The organism is Lysinibacillus sp. FN11 (assembly GCF_024628845.1).
Taxonomy (GTDB): Bacteria; Bacillota; Bacilli; order Bacillales_A; family Planococcaceae; genus Lysinibacillus; species Lysinibacillus capsici.
In genome coordinates this window covers 1,397,138-1,414,856 of the sequence record NZ_CP102383.1, presented here as the reverse complement: position 1 = coordinate 1,414,856, position 17,719 = coordinate 1,397,138, and the positions used below count along the sequence as shown (strand labels likewise).

Sequence of the window (17,719 nt, the reverse complement as noted above, 5' to 3'; positions counted from 1 at the left end):
GAACACTCCTTTTGGTGTTATTTGGTTTACAAAATTTATCATAAAGTCCATATCTAAACTACTAATAAATAAACTATTAAAAAAGAATTAAAAAATAGGAAAAAGAATTTAAGAACAAAAAAACTATAGAGAGCCATCTCTACAGTTTGAGTTATTTTGCGCCTGCTGCAAGTAGAATTTGTTCGATTTCTTTAAATCCTCGCTGTTTTGCATGTTGCAGTGGTGTCACGTTATTGTGTCACGTTATTTTGATCGGGAATATTTACATCAGCACCATGTTCAATTAGTCGTTGTATTACGCTTTGCTGTGTTGGATTGCCGTTATTTAAGACAATCGCCTCCATCAGGGCTGTCCAGCCTAAATGATTCACATGATTGACGTCAATATCGGTATTGCTCAATAGCTCCTCAATGACCTTCACATGACCGTGCTCTGCTGCTGGTATAAGTGCCGTTCCCCCATATCGATTTAAAATAGTCGGATCAGCACCAGCTTGAATGGTCATCTTTAAAATAGCCAGATAGCCCTCCGCACCTGCATAGAGAAATGGTGTATTTTGCTGATTATCCTGAATATTAACATCTGCACCTGCATCTATTATTAATTTCGCTGCCTCGATATCCTGATTATAGGTAGCTATCATCAAAGCTGTTCGATTATTTGAATCTTGTACGTTGATGTCCCCTTTTTGACTTAAAACATGTTGAAGTCTATCGATATCTCCCTTTTCAGCTGCCTTTAGCAACTCACTCGCCCAATCTGTTTGTATCACTTCACTCCCTCCTCTATCCTGTTGTATTGTATCCATTGTGGCACACCCTTGAAGCAAAAATGTTAATGCAATGATAACTGTCTGCCTTTTTTCAATATTTATACACCGCCTTTCTTTCCTCAGTGTAAGCGGTAATGCTAAATTGCCCATTAACGAATTCTTAAAAAAGTCTAAAAAAACTACCCCGCCACAAGGACGAGGTAGTTTTACTTAAACATTGAAGCGATAGCCTGCACCCCATACTGTTTCCAAAAACTTGGGATGCGCTGGCTCTCGTTCAATTTTTTCACGTAGCTTTCGTATATGAACAGTGACAGTCGAAACGTCTGCAGCTGATTCATAGCCCCAGTTTCGCTCATATAGCTGTTCCTTACTTAATACTTGATTGGGGTGTCTAACAAAAAAGACAAGTAAATCAAATTCCTTCGTTGTAAAGGCAATCTCCTCACCATTAACAAACACCTTTCTAGCCGAAGTATCGATTGTAATGCCATGAATGGACATCATATGATTTGTTTGTTGATGGCTCGCCAGACGCTCATATCTCGATAAATGGGCCTTGACCCTCGCTACTAATTCACTCGGACTAAATGGTTTTGTAATATAATCATCCGCTCCTAGTCCAAGACCACGAATTTTATCAATATCCTCCTTTTTAGCTGAAACAAATAAAATGGGAATATTGTGTACAGCTCGAATCTGTTTACAAATGTCAAAGCCACTTATGCCTGGGAGCATAATATCCAAGATGATTAAATCATAATTGCCTTTAAGTGCCTGCTGTAGCCCATCCTCTCCATGATGTTGGATATCTACTGTAAAGCCATTAATCTCTAAATAATCTCGTTGAAGCTCTGCTATGCTTACTTCGTCTTCAATTAGCAGAATTTTTTTCATGATGATTCACCTTCTCCTCAGCCTTTTTCAATGAAATGAATATGCTCGTCCCTTTCGCTAATTCACTCTTTGCCCAAATATCGCCACCCATTTCAACAACGATTTGCTTTGCAATGGCTAACCCTAAGCCACTGCCTCCTGTTTGCGAATTACGTGAAGGCTCCGCACGGTAAAATCGATCAAAAATATAGGGCAATGCGGCAGGATCAATGCCTGCACCATTATCTGTTACCTGAATAATCGCATCCTCTGCTCGCTCATGCAAGGAAATAATGATTTGCCTATACGGCTTATCCATATATTTTTCGCTATTACTTAAAAGGTTCGTCAGGACACGTCTTAATTTATCTCGGTCCACCATCGCCAAAAGCGGCGAGCCTGCTGATAGATATTGTAAATGAATGTCTCGTGCAATAAAATCAAAGCTTGCATCCTCTACATAATCATGCATATATTGCTGTAGATTGACGCTTTCTAATTGGAAGGGAATCTTTTTTAAGTCCAATTTAGAAAATAAGAATAGCTCATCAATTAATACATCCATATCCTTTGCCTTTGTATAGATAGTAGTTAAGTATTTATCCATTTTTTCCTCTGTATTTGCCACACCGTCTTTAATGCCCTCTACATAGCCGATAATGGAAGTCATCGGCGTTTTTAAATCATGGGAGATATTGGAGATGAGCTCCTTTCGATTTTCCTCGTATTGAAGCTGAAGCTGGATGGATTCTTTTAATTTGACTCTCATTTCCTCGAATGACCGATTCAGCTGACCAATTTCATCCTTCGAGTGGGTCGCAATCTCAAAATCCAAGTCGCCCGATTTAATTCGTTCTGCCCCTTCCTTTAATGCCGATATCGGTTTAATAATACTTCTTGAGACTAAATAATTTAAAAAGCCAATAATCATCATAAACAGGACAAATAAAATACCTAAAAGAATCGGTAACAGTTCCCTCGTTACCTCTGCATGGGAACTAACCTCTCTCAATACAAAAATACTGCCCTCTGTTTGATCTGGAAAATAAAAATCAAATTTGACATACGTATAAAAAGCTCGATTTATCATGATGGTGTCACGAGAATTAATATTGGTCTCTTCAAAGCTAGGTAAGCTTTGAAGCAATAATTGTTTATGCTCTTTCTGTGTTGAATACACGATTTGATGATCTTTTCGTACCACAATCTCTATCGAAGGCGCATTGATTTGTTCAAGCTGTTCGAGATCTAAAAGCTGCTGGGGACTTTTTTTAGCTAGTAATTTTAAATCTAGAAACGCATTTTCCTCTACTGTCGTCAAAGGCTTTTGGACATAAGATTTTTTATAAAAATGCTCAATCGCTTTGACATCACCTGTAATGGCAAAGGAAAAAAGAAAAACCGCTGCTAGTAATAGCGTGATGGCAATGATTATGACACCCACATATGATAGCAAAAACCTTGTTTTTATTGACATCTACATACCCCCATAAGCTGAAACTACTAGCAATGTACCATACAAATCTTAAAACTTTATAAAATCATGCTGAAAAATCTATAAACATTTTTATCGCTTCAGTATAGTATTGCGTTCCTATAAATGAAATAAACAAAAAAGATACGGCACAATCCCGCTGTGCCGTATCATCTTTGCTTTATTTAGTTTCTTGTGCTCTTAGCTTCTTCTTTGTTTGCCAACCTAAAATGATATATTCAATTAATGCCACAGCGATTAATGACGCACCAAATAGCGGCATCATAATCCCTAATATGACAAGGAAAATGATGAATGGCATGGATATTTTATGAGAAATTTGCGGTGGTGCAGACAGCTCCCCTTTTTTCTACGTAAAATCCAAGTGCGAATGCCCCACACGATTACGGCTAAAAAGGCTAAACAAACCACTAAGTTTAAAAGCTTATTCGGCCAGCCAAATAAATGCCCCTCATGTAATGGTATCCCCCACGTAAAGAATTTAGCTAATAGGCCATAATCGTCATAATTCACTTGATCGATAAACTTGCCACTATACTGATCAAAATACATTGTAGCTTCCGCTGTAGGTTTTACATCTAGCCCTGTTACACCAGAATTACTAGCCTTCGCCACTGTATAGACGCCCTCACCGTTTGACGGATAAATGATAGAGTAAGGCTTAGCAATGTTCATCGAATTGATTTCTTTTTCAAGCTGAGCAATCGTGATTTGGCTGTCGTTCGTATAACGGACAGCACCACCACCATGATGCTGTGCATGTTCCTCTTGTGAGGTCGGTGCCTCTAATTGACGAGTGGCCCACGGAATTTCAGAGACATCAGATGTTGGTGGCTTTTGTTGGAGTAATGGATACCCAAAAGTCGGATTTTCTGACGCTATATCTGCTAGCATGGAACCCTGAAAAGCAGACCATAATAGCCCAGTCGAAATGAACATCACCATTGGAATCGTAATGATTGTCCCAACAAGCGCATGCAATCTCTTACTTTTTTGCCTCTTATTCTCCGACTTGCCCTTCTTTAGGAGATTTCCTTTGAATGTCATATAAAGACCTGACAGTAATAAAAAGATCGTCCAGCAAGCTGCCAGCTCTACTAAATAGTTGACAAAGGTCCCACCAATAAAGAGAGAGCTATGCGTATTTCTCATAATATTTGAAAATGTATAATCGGCATCCTGACTACCAACCATTTGATTGTGATCATCTAAAAATACGTACTTTTGTTTAGCGCCATTTGATAAAGTTAAACGCGTATTATAAGGCTCCTCCAACATAATCACTTTTGTAGTAGAGTATCCTGCAAATGCCGCCTCCGCTTTTTCCACGGCCTCATCAATTGTTAAGACCTCTTCCTTATGGCTTTCACCAAAGAAATAATCGTCATATAATCGATTTTCTACATCTGTAAAAAACAAATAACCAATCCCACTTAATGTGAGAGACAGCAATAAAGGCGTAATAAAAAGTGCTGCGAAAAAATGCAACCGCCAAAACCTAGAATAAAGCAAATTTTTCATATTTGATCTCCAATCTCTCTATTTATAGCAGATTAATTATATAAATAAAAAGTGAAATATGAATGAAGTCCTAAAGGCAGTTTTATGACAAACAAATGTATTCCAATTGGTATTATGTTATTTACTCACAAAAATGGCTACTTCGTTTTTCGAAGTAGCCAAACATATTCTATCCTCTTAATTCTTTCAAAACATTGGCGTACGCTGCTAAAATAGATTGCTCATGTGAAGCATCGTGCCCAACATAATGTTCGACAAGCTCCTTTAAAGGTTTAGGCTCTAGCATAATTTCAAATTTGAATAAGCTTTCATAGTACTCAACAACTTGTGGATTCATGTGGACCGCTCCTTTAATTTTTTACATAAAAAAACATCTTTCTCTCATCAGAAAGATGTCTACTATGACAAATACACGACATAATACGGTGATTGCCAGATGGAAAGAAGCTTTCTAGTAAACATAGAAGCACCCTTTTTAGCAATCATCGTACTATGAGCATGCAGGAGAAATTCTCTAGTCACACTCAACACCCCCTATCCGCGTAGGTTTAACTTAAACAACATTGCTACGAATAGTTGAATAGAAGGTATGCTAAATAGTGTCCACAATACTTGATTATTATTAAATTTTATTGTAATGTGGTCGGTATTAAATGTCAAATTAAAAAGGACTACTCGATTAAGAGTAGCCCTATCAATTTATGTATTTCCTTCATTCCGAACAAAGTTTCTTTTGAGTTATTAGACAAATCGGTTTAAAACAAAACACCCTCTAATATCCTTCTTTTTGTAATCTTTCTGCTTCTTTGTATAAATCATGTTTGAACTTTGCGTCTTTCGCATCCCAATCAATTTCTTCGTTGTTATTACCACCTTTTAGAATACGGACACACGCCTTCTGGTCATACATAGGATTTTCGTCCCTTAGTTCATTACACTCCGTCATGTACTGATATTGCTTTATGGTATAGATGCCAATAAAGATAATTCCGATTAGACAAACAATAATATTGACCTTCATTTTATTAGATACTTTCAATCTACTTCATCCTCCTATGTCTTCATTATATATTGATTTTAGGATGAAGTTAACAATTTTTTCACCATCACCTTCCAGTGATGGAAACATAACACTTATATTCAATAATATCTATTTCTTTAGAAATACATTTTTTGTGGCTTCAAAAATACAGATTTTATTCCATCTGAAAAAATGGATTCAATTGTAACAGATAAACCATTTTCTCCTTTTTCATATTCAGCAATGTTAGTATTTTCAGTAGTTACAATTTGTTCTTCTAACATTGTACCTTCACCAAACATCGTTTCTTTATAAACTCTGAAACGATAACCTGCAAAACCTATGTATTTATTTTTATTAACTTCTACATTCCAAGTCACATCATAACTCATAAATGACTTTCCTACGTTTATAGTTCCAACATCAGTTGAAATACTTTCATCTGGTAGTTGTAACTCACCAGAGCCACCATCAGAACCGTCTTGTAAATGATACATCGAATCGTCTATATAATCTCCGAAGTTTGCAGGTGGATTGTAGATTTCATTATCATAATCATCTTTTTCTGTTTGGGTTGTTAAAGTACAAGTAATATCTAAAACACCTTTATTTGCAGTAGAAACACCTGTTATTTCATACGAACGTCTACCAAATACAATTCTTCCATTTATACTATTCGTTAATTCAATGACTTTTCTTGTCTTTACATTGTCTTGTATAAATACATGAATTTCGGAATTAACTGTAATTGTTTCTACTGTCCTTGAATATTCCATATTAAAATCAGATGTTTGTTGAATAATTGCAGGGCATTTAAGAAGATATCTGGTTTGAGGATTAGAAGTATATGATAAATTAAATATAATATCATGTTCTGCTTGTCTCATTAATGCTTTATACGATTCATATCGTGGTACGCCTACTTGTGTCATTATTATCCAATAAAGCGATTCATAATATACGATATCTCCACGAGACAAATTGTAATTTGTAGAGATGTATTTATCATTAAACTCATTAATATATCGTGTATTTGTAACTAAACCACGTTTTGGTTCACTATTCACATAAATGAATGAACTATTAATATCCAATAAAAACTGGAAATCGTCTTTATTAGTTTTGAATAAGTTGTATGGATTCAACTCATTTCCCCCTTTCCTTAACTTAATTAAATAGATTAAAAAAATTAGTAGGTGTAGCATCAGAATTTGGCATTTGACGCACTTTCATTTCTAATTGATTAATCCGATTTTGTAAGTGTTTAGCAAACTCTGACACTGTCATATCATCTTGTTTATAGTTTTTCATGAGGTGTGGTTGATTTGCTAATGAATTAAGTACAGACAATGCAGAAGCGTAGATTGCACGTTTGTTTGCAATCGAAGAAGCATTGTATTCCGAATATCTATCTAACCCTTCTTCTTGCAAATAAATATTTAATTCCTCATGTGGTAAATCTAATCCTACGATTTCCATTTGTAATCTTTCAATATTTAGCATAGTAAGATTCTCCTTTTCTAATGATTTATTATGTATTAAACATTCATATGAGTTACAAACAAATTTGTTAATATACTCTTGAATGTAATTAGGTACTTCTAATGATTGGTTATCAAGCAACCAAATACCCTCATATGTAAAAGTGAAATTATATGATTTCCAAGTTACATTATCAAAAAGAGTAAAGCCATTTAGTTTGTGATACTTGTTATCTATATCTGTATAGTGTTCAACGGTGACATCATATAATTTGATACTTTCAAATAAATGTTGAGCAATAAATGGATAGATTGCTTCGTACTGGTGAGTTGTCATTAATGGTCGTTTATTTTCAATTGGTCTAAGAAGCGGAAATGCCGTTAGTATCTTTTCCTTTAAAAATGCAATTGATTGTTTAGGAAGATTTATAGTTGTTTCTATCTTTTCAAACATTATGGGTACTCCTTTAAAATTTTCGGGTGTGTGTTGGGCAGTTGGCTAAAGGGGTATAAAGAAAAGATGGGGTAACGGCTTTATTTAGTTTCATACTGTTAAAACATCTAAAAACACTAATAAATACATACAAAAAAGGAACAATGAAATTAATCATTGCTCCTAGAAGTATCTCTATAATATAGGTTATGTATTACATTTAATAAAACCGAATCACCTTTAGTTAAATTTTCATTAGGTTAACATAATGCAGGTTATCGGAAGTAGATTCAATCATAATAAAATTCACTAGTTGAATAATTTATGCTATGTTTTTCAGCGTTAAAATTTTCTATTAACTACCTCGAATTATACAAGAAACCAAGCAAGTAATCAATATTGAAATAACAATTCAAACCACTTTAAGTATTTGAAAACTCTTTTAACATCACATACACATATTACTTAACAGAGTGTGTTGCGTTTAGCATATACCCTCACTTGATAAAAACCTATTTTATCAACGTTTTCAATTTACCGCTTTTGCTCTTATAAATGTCCTTTTCCTATACTCCTATTACTTTGTTTATATTTAATTCAACCTTATGTTAATCTGTTGTTATTACTTCTTCATCACTGTTACTTTCACTTGTTTGTCTGTTAATTCTATCTAACTCACGTTGACTATCACTTACCAATGGTGCAATATCCAAAATACTTTCAAGAGAAATAGCACCCATCTCATATAACTTAACGATGTTTTCAATTACATCTGTTTCATTAATCGGTCTAGCATAATGGAATACCATTTCCAATGACTCAATTGTATCTTCATCATATGATTTACCCATTCGATTTAAAAGTAATATAATCTTTTCAAACCGTTGCTCTAACCCCTCACGTAAATACTTCTCATTAATGCCTGCTTTCATATCTGCCAACTGATAAAGAATTTTCATAGATGTTTCTGATAAGTTACTGACATCTGCATTGTTTAAGGAAACAGCAGGCGTACTAGAGATATTAATTAACTCTTGCTTTAATGTCTTATATATTACTTCAAATGCTTGATGATTTAATTCATTACTCACCATCTTAAAATCTGCGCCATCATCTAAATTTAATCCTCCCCCTATTACATGAGGATTAAGTCCTTCACCAACTAATTGTTGACCTATTACAACAGGAATTGGATTATGATGTTTATAAAAACTATCACTAAATTTTGATAAAATATCTTCCATTGAATCAATGATATTAATGAAATCATCAAGGTCACTTTTACCAAAGATTAAATCCATTTCATTATCATTTCGATAGTGGATAGGTAAGCCACTAACATTTTTAAAAGTAGAAATTAATTTCAACTCTCCATTACCAACATTTGAATATTTCTCAACTCTGTTTTCATAATACACAATGTAGTAGTCCGATTCTAACGAAGTATAATACTCTACAAACGCTATCATTTCTAATTCATCATTGTAAATTGGGTATGCATTTTCTGGTTGAATTAACTTTGATTGAATATTTCCATACTTATTCATAAAGATGTATTCATAAGCATTTCCATATTTAACGATATGATTTAGAATATCAAAATCCACTTTGTTGTATTTTCCTTTTTTATAAACATTTTTGAAATCGGATACTATATCGTCTTTACCTGTTAATGTTAATGGATTCTTTAATAGATAAGTCGTTTCTAACTCAATAACTTTTTTGCCATATTGAAGAATTACTTTTCGGGGTTCGTATGGTGTTCCATTGTAGTTTTCTACTCCACGATTTAAGATTGCATGTTTACCATCCAAATATTCACGTTTACGAATCACATCTAAAATTCGTTTCTGATTAACGAAGTTATCTACTTCATCAATAAACCATTCTGTATTGCCATTATGGACAATTTTTATATATTCTTGTATATTCACTTTTCATTTTCCTTTCCAAAATAAAAAGCACCCTGTAAAGGATGCTTTGAATAAATGTATCTAATTTTTTCTTTCTTTAACTATAAGTGCTCCTGCAATAGTAATAATTGCACCTACCCCAAGTTGAAAAACCTTATTATTTTGTACATTATAGATTGTATCTTTCATTAATATAGTTCTTCTAATAGACCTTATTTCATTCATAATTTCTACTCTTTGGTTATCAGATATATTATCTTTCTCTAACATTTTATACAAAATCTTTTTTTCCTCAATTAAATCGTCTACAATTTTATTATATGATATATTTAGATTCTCCATATACTGTTTAGCAAGTTCTTGAAAATTCGGTATGTTTTTCAGCACACTTTCTAATGATTCTTTTGGTAACTTAGAGAAATTGTCGACTAATTTGGCAAATGTCTCATCCTGTATAATCTCATTAGGATTATTCATACCAATTTTATCTAAAATTTTGGAAAGTTTTATTTCACTTTTTTCTTCTTTGGATTTCATTACAATTCCCCTCAATTCCCCATATAGAAATGGAATACAATATTTATTCTAAATATACCATTTATTCGCTTTTTTTGCTTGTACTGCTAATGCAAGACCAATTACATTATCATCGTGGTTGCCTTCGCCCTTTTTGTTACCTGTCTTTCCATTACTTTCAATGAAAATTTGCATTTGCTCTAAAGTTTCTTTACAATGTATCAAAATTAAGTCGCATTCAAATTGTTCTTTTAAATCACTAATCATAATGCTTTTGCTTGTTTGGTCTGTGTTCCATCCTAGATAAAGCATCTTCTTTCCAGTTTGTTGATTGAAACGTTTATGTTTATATAAATTGAGGTACTTATATTCTTTTCTTAATCGTTCTAAAATAGGTGTTCCGTAGGAGTTTCTTTCAACTGCTAAAAAAGCGTAGTTGTACCACTTACCAATGGCATCAATTAATTTAGCAAATTCATAAACAGGTATCTTGTTATCATAGAAACTTAAAACTTGTTCACCATCTGAATTAATTAATGCAATAGTTGAGAAGTCGCCACCTACACCTGAAGAAGTATCAACACCACCGTAATATTTTTCCCCCGTAATTGGCAATTGATAAATCATTAGTGATTTACCCAAAAACCTCCTTAAGGTATCTGGAATATGTAATTTAATTTCTGAATAGGTTTTAGGTGTAGATATATATCTTAACCGTTCAATTATTTTAGATTGGTCAAATACACTTAATCCACTACTAATGAATGATTCCATTGGAGTTGATGGGAACTCTTGATAAAACTGTTGAATACTCATATCAAGTAACTTCCATCTACGCCACATCAATTGTTTTAGTGTTGCACCTTCTCTTATTAAAACTTCCTCTTCTGGCTCTAATTCATCTCTAGTAAGGCGTTTTCCTTTGTTACTATTTTTGTACCATTCTTCCGCTTCGTCATAATCATCCTTGAATTGCTTTGAGTATGAAGATGAGTAGAAAGGAAAAAAGAATGCTCTATATTTAGAGTTTCCTTTATATGCGTTCATGAAGAGTTTCTGGTAGTGGTTAAAACCATTTGAGGTTGTTTCAATAACTATCTTTGAGGTCTTAGATTTTGCCAATGCTTGTTCTGCTGATAGCAATATTTTTTCTTGATTTTCGTAAAATGCAAATTCTGACAACAGTATGTATTCGAATGTTGAGCCACGACCAACATCTTTACCTCCTGCTGTTGCAAGTGTAATAGACGAGCCGTTATCTAACTTTAATTTACCTCTATTGTTCTCAACATCTTTAGGAAACTTATATTTATCATGTGGTAAACTCCTGTACATATCTTTCAATTTTTCAAAGAGTAATGTTGAGGATTCTTGCTTATAAGATACAATCATGTAGTTTGTTCTTTCTCTTGTACATGCATAATATAAACATAACCCTAAAGATAAGGTTGAAAATCCAATTTGTCTTGCTTTAGAAATAATGTTAAAACGAATCATTTCATCAATAAAATATTCCTGTTGTTCGTTTAACGTAAATGGTACATAATCACCTGTATTAGTTGTAATTTTGACGAAGTTTTTCAACCAAAGAAAAGGATTTTGTTGAATCTTCTCTAACTTCTGTGCTGTAGTAAGTTTTTGCTTTACCATCTATTACAACTCCAATCCATCATCTTCTTCTGCTACATTTGCAACTGAAGAAGATGCCTTCACCATATTATTAATTTCTTTATTCAATTTTAAAAAAGTTGTGATTGCTTTATCATCACCTGTAATGGCTTTCTCTCTAACAGATGAATACATTTTATAAATGTCATCAATCATTTTTGATTGCAAATAAATAGCCACCAGATTAGCATATTCTGGTGACTTTTCCCATTCTAAAAATCCATTCATTGTTTTTCGATTAACAGATATTAGAAATTCTTTTTCTGTTTTTTGCTCAATGGTCTTATCAAATCGTGTATCTGGAAATTTATAGTGAAAGTACGCACGATTCTCTTTAGTAACTTTCTTTAATGCTTCTTTTAATGTCATTTTTTAACCTCCAATAAAGTACATATCTTAATCAAAGAAGATATGACTATCTACATTATTAATTTTTGGCTTATATGATGATGTAAAATCACTCTCATCCATTGATTCCATCAATGACTCCAGATGTTTATCCATCAACATCTTTTGTTGTTCATGATTTTGTTTTCTTTTTAAATAATCTTTTTCAAGGTTTTTCTTTAACCACGTTTGCCCTGCTTTTTCAAGGATTTCAAACTTCCTATTACCTGCTTCTTTCAAGATAGGGCAATCGGTTTCTTTCCACGCTTCGTAACCCTTCCACGTTAACTTTGTCTTGCTATCATTTAACTCCATTAACACTTCATCATCATGCATATATTTAATGTCGGTCACCTTTTCACGAAACTTTTCAAGATATGTCATATTGGTTGCCCTCTGGTCAGTACGTTCCATTTTACTTTTTACAGACACTTTTTTCTCTGGAATATATGTATTCGGCTCTTGCTTAACTTGACCATTTTCATCTTTGTACTTCACACCAGAAATCTTCACAACTGCTGTATTGTTAACGATTTCTCTTGCTGTTTTGTCAGTAACGTCTAATACTAATTCCCATTCTTTGTTTGCAATCTTGTAACCTTCTACTCCGCTTCTCCATAAAACATAAGCCACAACAATTAGTTTTTGGCCATCCTTCTCTGCTAGGTTATAGTCATCTCCATAAATTTCTGTGTAACCAAAGAATTTGAAAGAGTTAACTTTCCATTTTACAGATGCTTCTGCTTTCGTTTCTCTCATCTCTGCAACAATTGTGATTGTTAGAATACCTTTTGACATTTTTTCACTTGTACTTTCAATGGTGATATAACCTTTTGCTTCAAGAGATTCAAGGATTTTAACCATTTTACTTCTATCTCTTGATTCTTTTGAAGTCCACCAACCTAAATCATCAATCAACATATCAACTGTTGTTCTCGTAACCTCTGAATCTATTAAACCAACTTGCTTTGCAAACTGAATATGAATGTAAACCATTATCTCATCTGCTGTAAGATGAAATTTTGTACCGAAACCAAACGCCACGTTTGGAAGTTTTGCCTTTGTTTTTTTAGCCATTTTTAACATATGTATTTTCCTTCTTTCATTTACAATTGCACTATTTGTGCTTAAATTACTATTTATAAATTATCTAAGACCTAGTTATTGCTGTTTTTTGTGTACTCTGCTAACGCTATTTTTAATTCATCTGTTTTCTCAAATAACCAGAAACGTTTTTTTGTCTTGTGATGGAATGCGTTACAAATTGCTTCGATTCCTTTTTCTTCTCTTAGATACTCACTTAGATTAGTTGAGTAGCAGAAATAATATTCTTCTTTAATCATTTGTTTCTCCTAACGGGGTAAATTTATAAGTCAAACTTATCTTTCGTTTATTCGTTAATGCTAATGAAAATATCTCATTGTCATTCTTCTCTTCAATCTCTTCTTTTGAAAAATATTTATTCTTATAAAGATTTATTTCTGTACTAAAAAAACACTTTCTTAAATAAAAAGTGTTTTTAGAGTCAAGTCCAGACTCCTGTGTAAAATGCTATACAATGTTTTTACCATTTCTACTTATCAAAATTGATGTATTTTCTTGAAGAATAAATCCATTCATCATGTAGGTCCATAAGAACGGCTCCAATTAAGCGATTGGCTGATGTTTGATTGGGGAAGATGCGAATAATCTTTTCTCTTCTGCGTACTTCTTGATTCAGTCGTTCAATTAGATTGGTACTCTTTAGTCGATTGTGGGAATTTCCTTGTACGGTATATTGAAAGGCGTCTTCGAATCCATCATCCAATGATGCGCAAGCTTTTGAATATTTTGGTTGATCGATATAATCATGAATCAATCGATTTTTAGCCTCACGCGCTAAGTTAATATCTGTGAACTTAAAAATTCCTTTAACAGCTTCTCTGAAAGATTTTGAATTTTTTTAGGAATGGTGGTAAAGATATTTCTTAGGAAGTGAACTTGGCATCTTTGCCAACTTACGTTGGTGAAGGATTTTCTAATGGCAGAGACTAATCCTTTGTGCGCATCAGAAATAACGAGTTCCGTACCTTGTAAACCGCGTTCTTTTAGGTATTCAAAAAATGTTGTCCAGGTCTCTTCGCTTTCGCCACTTTGAATCATGAAGCCGATAATTTCACGGTCGCCATCTTTGGTTATTCCAATCGCTATATGACAGCTTTTTGAGAGTACTCGATTTTCTTCTCGTACTTTTATATAGAGTACATCGGTCATTAAGTAAGGATAATTTTTTTCTGATAATAAACGATTCTGCCACTCGTTAACCATAGGTTCTAGCTGTTCTGTTAAGCTAGAAACGAAGGACTTAGAGACGGATTTACCACAAAGTTCTTCCACAATTTTTGATACTTTACGAGTTGAAACGCCTGATACATACATTTCCAACATTGAAGCCATGAGGGCTTTTTCGTTTCGTTGATAACGTTCAAACACTGTGGGTGAAAAATGGCCATCACGTGTTCTGGGTACTTTTAATTCTAGCGTGCCTACACGTGTCGTAAAGCTGCGCTCATAATAGCCATTTCGTTGACTTTGTCGGTTTTCTGTTCGTTCATATTCTTTTGCTTGAATATATTCTGTTCGTTGATTTTCCATTAGTTGATTAAATACCGTTGTTAAAATATTTTTAGAAACGTCATCCTTTACAGAATATTCAATAATGCTTTGAATCTCTTCGCTTTTCAGTGTAAAATGTACTTGGGTCATGTAAAAGTCCTCCTGGGTATGTTTTTGTCGTTAAAAACATTGTACCGTAAAAGGACTGTTATATGGCCTTTTTACTTTTACACAATTATACGGACTTTATCGTTTTTAGGTAGTTCTATTTTCAGGTTTAATATTTCTGATATTGCTTCTATATTCATTATGTTCCCATCTCTATCTTTCTTAGGAATTAGAACACCATTTCTATCAAAACCAATTTTTAATGATGAATTATACTTCTTTTTTACTTTCACAAAATCTTTTAAGGTATATGTATTTTGAATATCAATCAATTCTTCAAAACCTAACTTTTCTAACCATCCATTTTGTACGCTTTTGAAATTTTCGTTATAATGTCCTAAATAACTAGAATCAATACTTAGTAATAATAGTTTCCCTTCGTCAGTTTCAGGAAGTGGTAAGTCAAATAATGACCACATTAATAAGGTTGTACTCATAGCATATTTTTCTGTGTAATTTTCTCTGCTAATATTTTCAATTACATTTGGATTTGCCGACAAAGTATTCACTCTATCATTCTTTGATAATCTTGTTACGTGATTATCGAACGTCATGCCGTTCTCTAATGCAATATCTACACCTACTGCTTTTCTATTATCATTATCCATTGAATAAAGATTATGAAAATCATAGAAATGCTTAATTTCCCATCCTTTAACATGCTTTAGAATACTCGCACCAACTAGACTATCTAAATCATCCGATAGACAAACCGTATAATCTCCATCTTCGAATACCCATGAAGGGAATTTATCTTTAAAATCTTTTAACATAATAAAGCGAAAGTGTTACTTCGCTCTTGAAACTGACACATCTAATAAAATATTTATAGATTGTGTTGAAAAAAATAATGTTAATATTCGTATATCCTTGTGTTTATGTACCAACACAAGAGATTAGTCATCTTTCACTATCTTCACATCCTTTGATTTACATTTATTTTTAATAAGAATCTATATAACTTTTATATTTTTCGACTTTTGCCTTATCCATATCACAATTACCTGTCTCATATTGGCTAATCAAAGATTGACTACAACCAATAAACTCTGCTATTTGACGTAATCTTATTTTCTTTTTTCGTCTTTGTAGTATGTACATATCTTTTATATCCATTAACCACACCCCACTTAAATTTTTAAATATCTAATAAAATAAATAAGGTAAGAGGAATATCCTCTCACCTTATTTCAAATTTTATTCAGTGTTACGCTTTTAAAGCATAAACAGCAACCGATTTCTTACTTGCTACTTCAAGTGTTGCTTCTGCAACTACTTGTCCTTTAATATTGTCGCCTGTTTTGCTAAGTTGTTCAAAAGTTGGTTTACGTAAGAAAGCAACTTTTACTGCATTAAGGTCAAACGCAACAATCTTATCGGCAGGAGCATGACGGTCAACTACAAATTGAATTTTCCCATAATTTGTAACGATACTTGATACAACAATTCCAAACTCATTTGTTACGTGTTGGTAGTTATAATTCCCTTTATAAAGTTCATCAATTTGCTCTTTAATATCAGCATTTACCAATGCATAAATATCTGCATTTTCATTACCTGCATCCCATAACTTACGAGCAAGTTGTTTTACTTCCGCTTCTGTAACCACATTTGCAGTTGCACCTGTGAGAGTATTTGAAGCATCAGCAAATTTTAATAGCCCATCCATTTTACGGACGCCCGAAACTGAGCCATCATCTTTCACACCATTAATTAGGCGTTTTTCAATCGCTACTTTAACTTCTGCTAAACGGTCATTGATTTCAGATGCAAATAAGTCACCAACTTTACCTGTTGCTTGTGCTGTACCAGATACAGAAGTTGATTTTAAGAAAATCTCCATAACATTATGTAATTCTGCACGAATACCATTTACGAAGTTTGTTGCTTCGCTACCTTCTGCAACTGAAACATCAGAGAAATCTAATGTTTTTTCTCTCCAAGTATGGATTTTACCTTGTCCGTCAACATATTGACCTTTACTCATTAGTAATGTCATTAGCGGAGTCGCTAATGGACTTACAACTGCGATTTCATCTGTAAGATGAATATTTTCTTGATTTGTTAATTTTGTAGAATCTAACATTTTTTCTTCCTCCTAATATTTTAAAAACTTAATTTTGCACCAATCATAGATTTTGCGTCTTTATTCTTTTTTGCAATTGAATAAGCATCAATAGGTTTATGATTGGTAGGTTGATATGAATTGGATAATTCCAACTTACCAACAGTTTCTTTTAATTTTGTGATTTGTTTATGTAATGAATCAGTATCATCCACTTCTGCTTTAATAAAATCAGCAAAAATTTCTAAACCTTCTTCTTTGAGAGTTTGATTAACCTCTCTTATCCAAATGGCTTCTAACTTCTGTTGAATATTAATTTCATTTTCTGTTAGTTCCTTTGGTTTATATTGAAGTAACTCATCAATCTGTGATTGAAGTGCATCAATATCTACTTGTGTATAAATTTTTTCTTCAACAACATCTTGTTTGTCTTCCGAATCTTCTGTATGTACATCTTTAACTTGCTCATCTGTTTGTTGAGTATCTTTAACAACATCTTCTACTTGTTCTTGTCCATCGATTTCTTCCATTTCGATTTACTCCTCTCATTTATTTTTTGTTATTTACCTTGGTTTCGATATGAGTTAGTCGAATATCCATCTTTTCCATAGTGTCTGTGATTTTATCTAACGCCTCACCTTGTCTTTCAATATGGTTAAGCAATCTATCTTCACGTTTTTTCGCTTCGCTTCGTGTGTCATAAAATAGCCATCCAAAAAGAAGAGCAAAGACACCGTTGTTAATTAGCATTTCACCAATAGAATTAAAATCTATATTGCTAACTGTCATCAATAAAATATCTAACAT

At 33.2% G+C, this 17,719-nt stretch carries 18 protein-coding genes and 3 pseudogenes; all 21 read right to left on the bottom strand.

The window, feature by feature from the left end:
• Window positions 1-151 precede the first annotated feature (151 nt).
• Window positions 152-869: pseudogene (locus NP781_RS07295) on the bottom strand (ankyrin repeat domain-containing protein).
• A 114-nt stretch (window positions 870-983) separates the two neighbouring features.
• On the bottom strand, window positions 984-1,670 hold the full coding sequence (locus NP781_RS07290) for a response regulator transcription factor (RefSeq protein ID WP_112117822.1): 687 nt from the start codon (window positions 1,668-1,670) through the stop codon (window positions 984-986).
• On the bottom strand, window positions 1,648-3,126 hold the full coding sequence (locus tag NP781_RS07285) for a sensor histidine kinase (protein ID WP_257521880.1): 1,479 nt from the start codon (window positions 3,124-3,126) through the stop codon (window positions 1,648-1,650). The genes NP781_RS07290 and NP781_RS07285 overlap by 23 nt, the downstream gene beginning before the upstream one ends.
• A gap of 178 nt (window positions 3,127-3,304) precedes the next feature.
• A pseudogene (locus NP781_RS07280) lies at window positions 3,305-4,665 on the bottom strand (PepSY-associated TM helix domain-containing protein).
• Between the two features lie 169 nt (window positions 4,666-4,834).
• A complete protein-coding gene (locus tag NP781_RS07275; RefSeq protein WP_257521879.1) occupies window positions 4,835-5,002 on the bottom strand; it encodes a hypothetical protein in 168 nt (55 codons plus the stop codon).
• 62 nt (window positions 5,003-5,064) lie between these two features.
• Window positions 5,065-5,187, bottom strand: coding sequence for a hypothetical protein (locus tag NP781_RS07270; RefSeq protein ID WP_257521878.1), 123 nt, complete (start codon window positions 5,185-5,187; stop codon window positions 5,065-5,067).
• A 250-nt stretch (window positions 5,188-5,437) separates the two neighbouring features.
• Window positions 5,438-5,704 carry a hypothetical protein gene (locus NP781_RS07265; protein ID WP_257521877.1) on the bottom strand — a complete coding sequence of 89 codons (267 nt, stop codon included), beginning with the start codon at window positions 5,702-5,704 and terminating at the stop codon, window positions 5,438-5,440.
• 119 nt (window positions 5,705-5,823) lie between these two features.
• The gene (locus tag NP781_RS07260; RefSeq protein ID WP_257521876.1) at window positions 5,824-6,831 is read right to left on the bottom strand and encodes a hypothetical protein; all 1,008 of its coding nucleotides are present in this window, start codon (window positions 6,829-6,831) and stop codon (window positions 5,824-5,826) included.
• A gap of 22 nt (window positions 6,832-6,853) precedes the next feature.
• Window positions 6,854-7,621, bottom strand: a complete 768-nt coding sequence (locus NP781_RS07255) for a glutathionylspermidine synthase (protein WP_257521875.1) — start codon at window positions 7,619-7,621, stop codon at window positions 6,854-6,856.
• A gap of 587 nt (window positions 7,622-8,208) precedes the next feature.
• Window positions 8,209-9,534, bottom strand: a complete 1,326-nt coding sequence (locus NP781_RS07250; protein ID WP_257521874.1) for a phage portal protein — start codon at window positions 9,532-9,534, stop codon at window positions 8,209-8,211.
• A 60-nt stretch (window positions 9,535-9,594) separates the two neighbouring features.
• Window positions 9,595-10,050 (bottom strand): hypothetical protein, encoded by a 456-nt coding sequence (locus NP781_RS07245; RefSeq protein ID WP_257521873.1) that lies wholly within the window; start codon window positions 10,048-10,050, stop codon window positions 9,595-9,597.
• Window positions 10,051-10,098: 48 nt separating this feature from the next.
• On the bottom strand, window positions 10,099-11,679 hold the full coding sequence (locus tag NP781_RS07240; protein ID WP_257521872.1) for a terminase large subunit domain-containing protein: 1,581 nt from the start codon (window positions 11,677-11,679) through the stop codon (window positions 10,099-10,101).
• A gap of 3 nt (window positions 11,680-11,682) precedes the next feature.
• Window positions 11,683-12,066 carry a hypothetical protein gene (locus NP781_RS07235; protein WP_257521871.1) on the bottom strand — a complete coding sequence of 128 codons (384 nt, stop codon included), beginning with the start codon at window positions 12,064-12,066 and terminating at the stop codon, window positions 11,683-11,685.
• Window positions 12,067-12,093: 27 nt separating this feature from the next.
• Entirely contained in the window at window positions 12,094-13,170 is a 1,077-nt protein-coding gene (locus NP781_RS07230; protein WP_257521870.1) for a hypothetical protein, read from the bottom strand.
• A 71-nt stretch (window positions 13,171-13,241) separates the two neighbouring features.
• On the bottom strand, window positions 13,242-13,427 hold the full coding sequence (locus tag NP781_RS07225; protein ID WP_257521869.1) for a hypothetical protein: 186 nt from the start codon (window positions 13,425-13,427) through the stop codon (window positions 13,242-13,244).
• A gap of 230 nt (window positions 13,428-13,657) precedes the next feature.
• Window positions 13,658-14,829: pseudogene (locus NP781_RS07220) on the bottom strand (IS256-like element IS256 family transposase).
• A gap of 77 nt (window positions 14,830-14,906) precedes the next feature.
• On the bottom strand, window positions 14,907-15,620 hold the full coding sequence (locus NP781_RS07215) for a hypothetical protein (protein WP_257521868.1): 714 nt from the start codon (window positions 15,618-15,620) through the stop codon (window positions 14,907-14,909).
• Between the two features lie 169 nt (window positions 15,621-15,789).
• Window positions 15,790-15,963 (bottom strand): helix-turn-helix domain-containing protein, encoded by a 174-nt coding sequence (locus NP781_RS07210; protein ID WP_257521867.1) that lies wholly within the window; start codon window positions 15,961-15,963, stop codon window positions 15,790-15,792.
• Between the two features lie 91 nt (window positions 15,964-16,054).
• A complete protein-coding gene (locus tag NP781_RS07205; RefSeq protein ID WP_257521866.1) occupies window positions 16,055-16,933 on the bottom strand; it encodes a DUF5309 domain-containing protein in 879 nt (292 codons plus the stop codon).
• Window positions 16,934-16,953: 20 nt separating this feature from the next.
• Window positions 16,954-17,442, bottom strand: coding sequence for a xanthine phosphoribosyltransferase (locus tag NP781_RS07200; RefSeq protein ID WP_257521865.1), 489 nt, complete (start codon window positions 17,440-17,442; stop codon window positions 16,954-16,956).
• A 19-nt stretch (window positions 17,443-17,461) separates the two neighbouring features.
• Window positions 17,462-17,719, bottom strand: coding sequence for a BhlA/UviB family holin-like peptide (locus tag NP781_RS07195; RefSeq protein ID WP_257521864.1), 258 nt, complete (start codon window positions 17,717-17,719; stop codon window positions 17,462-17,464).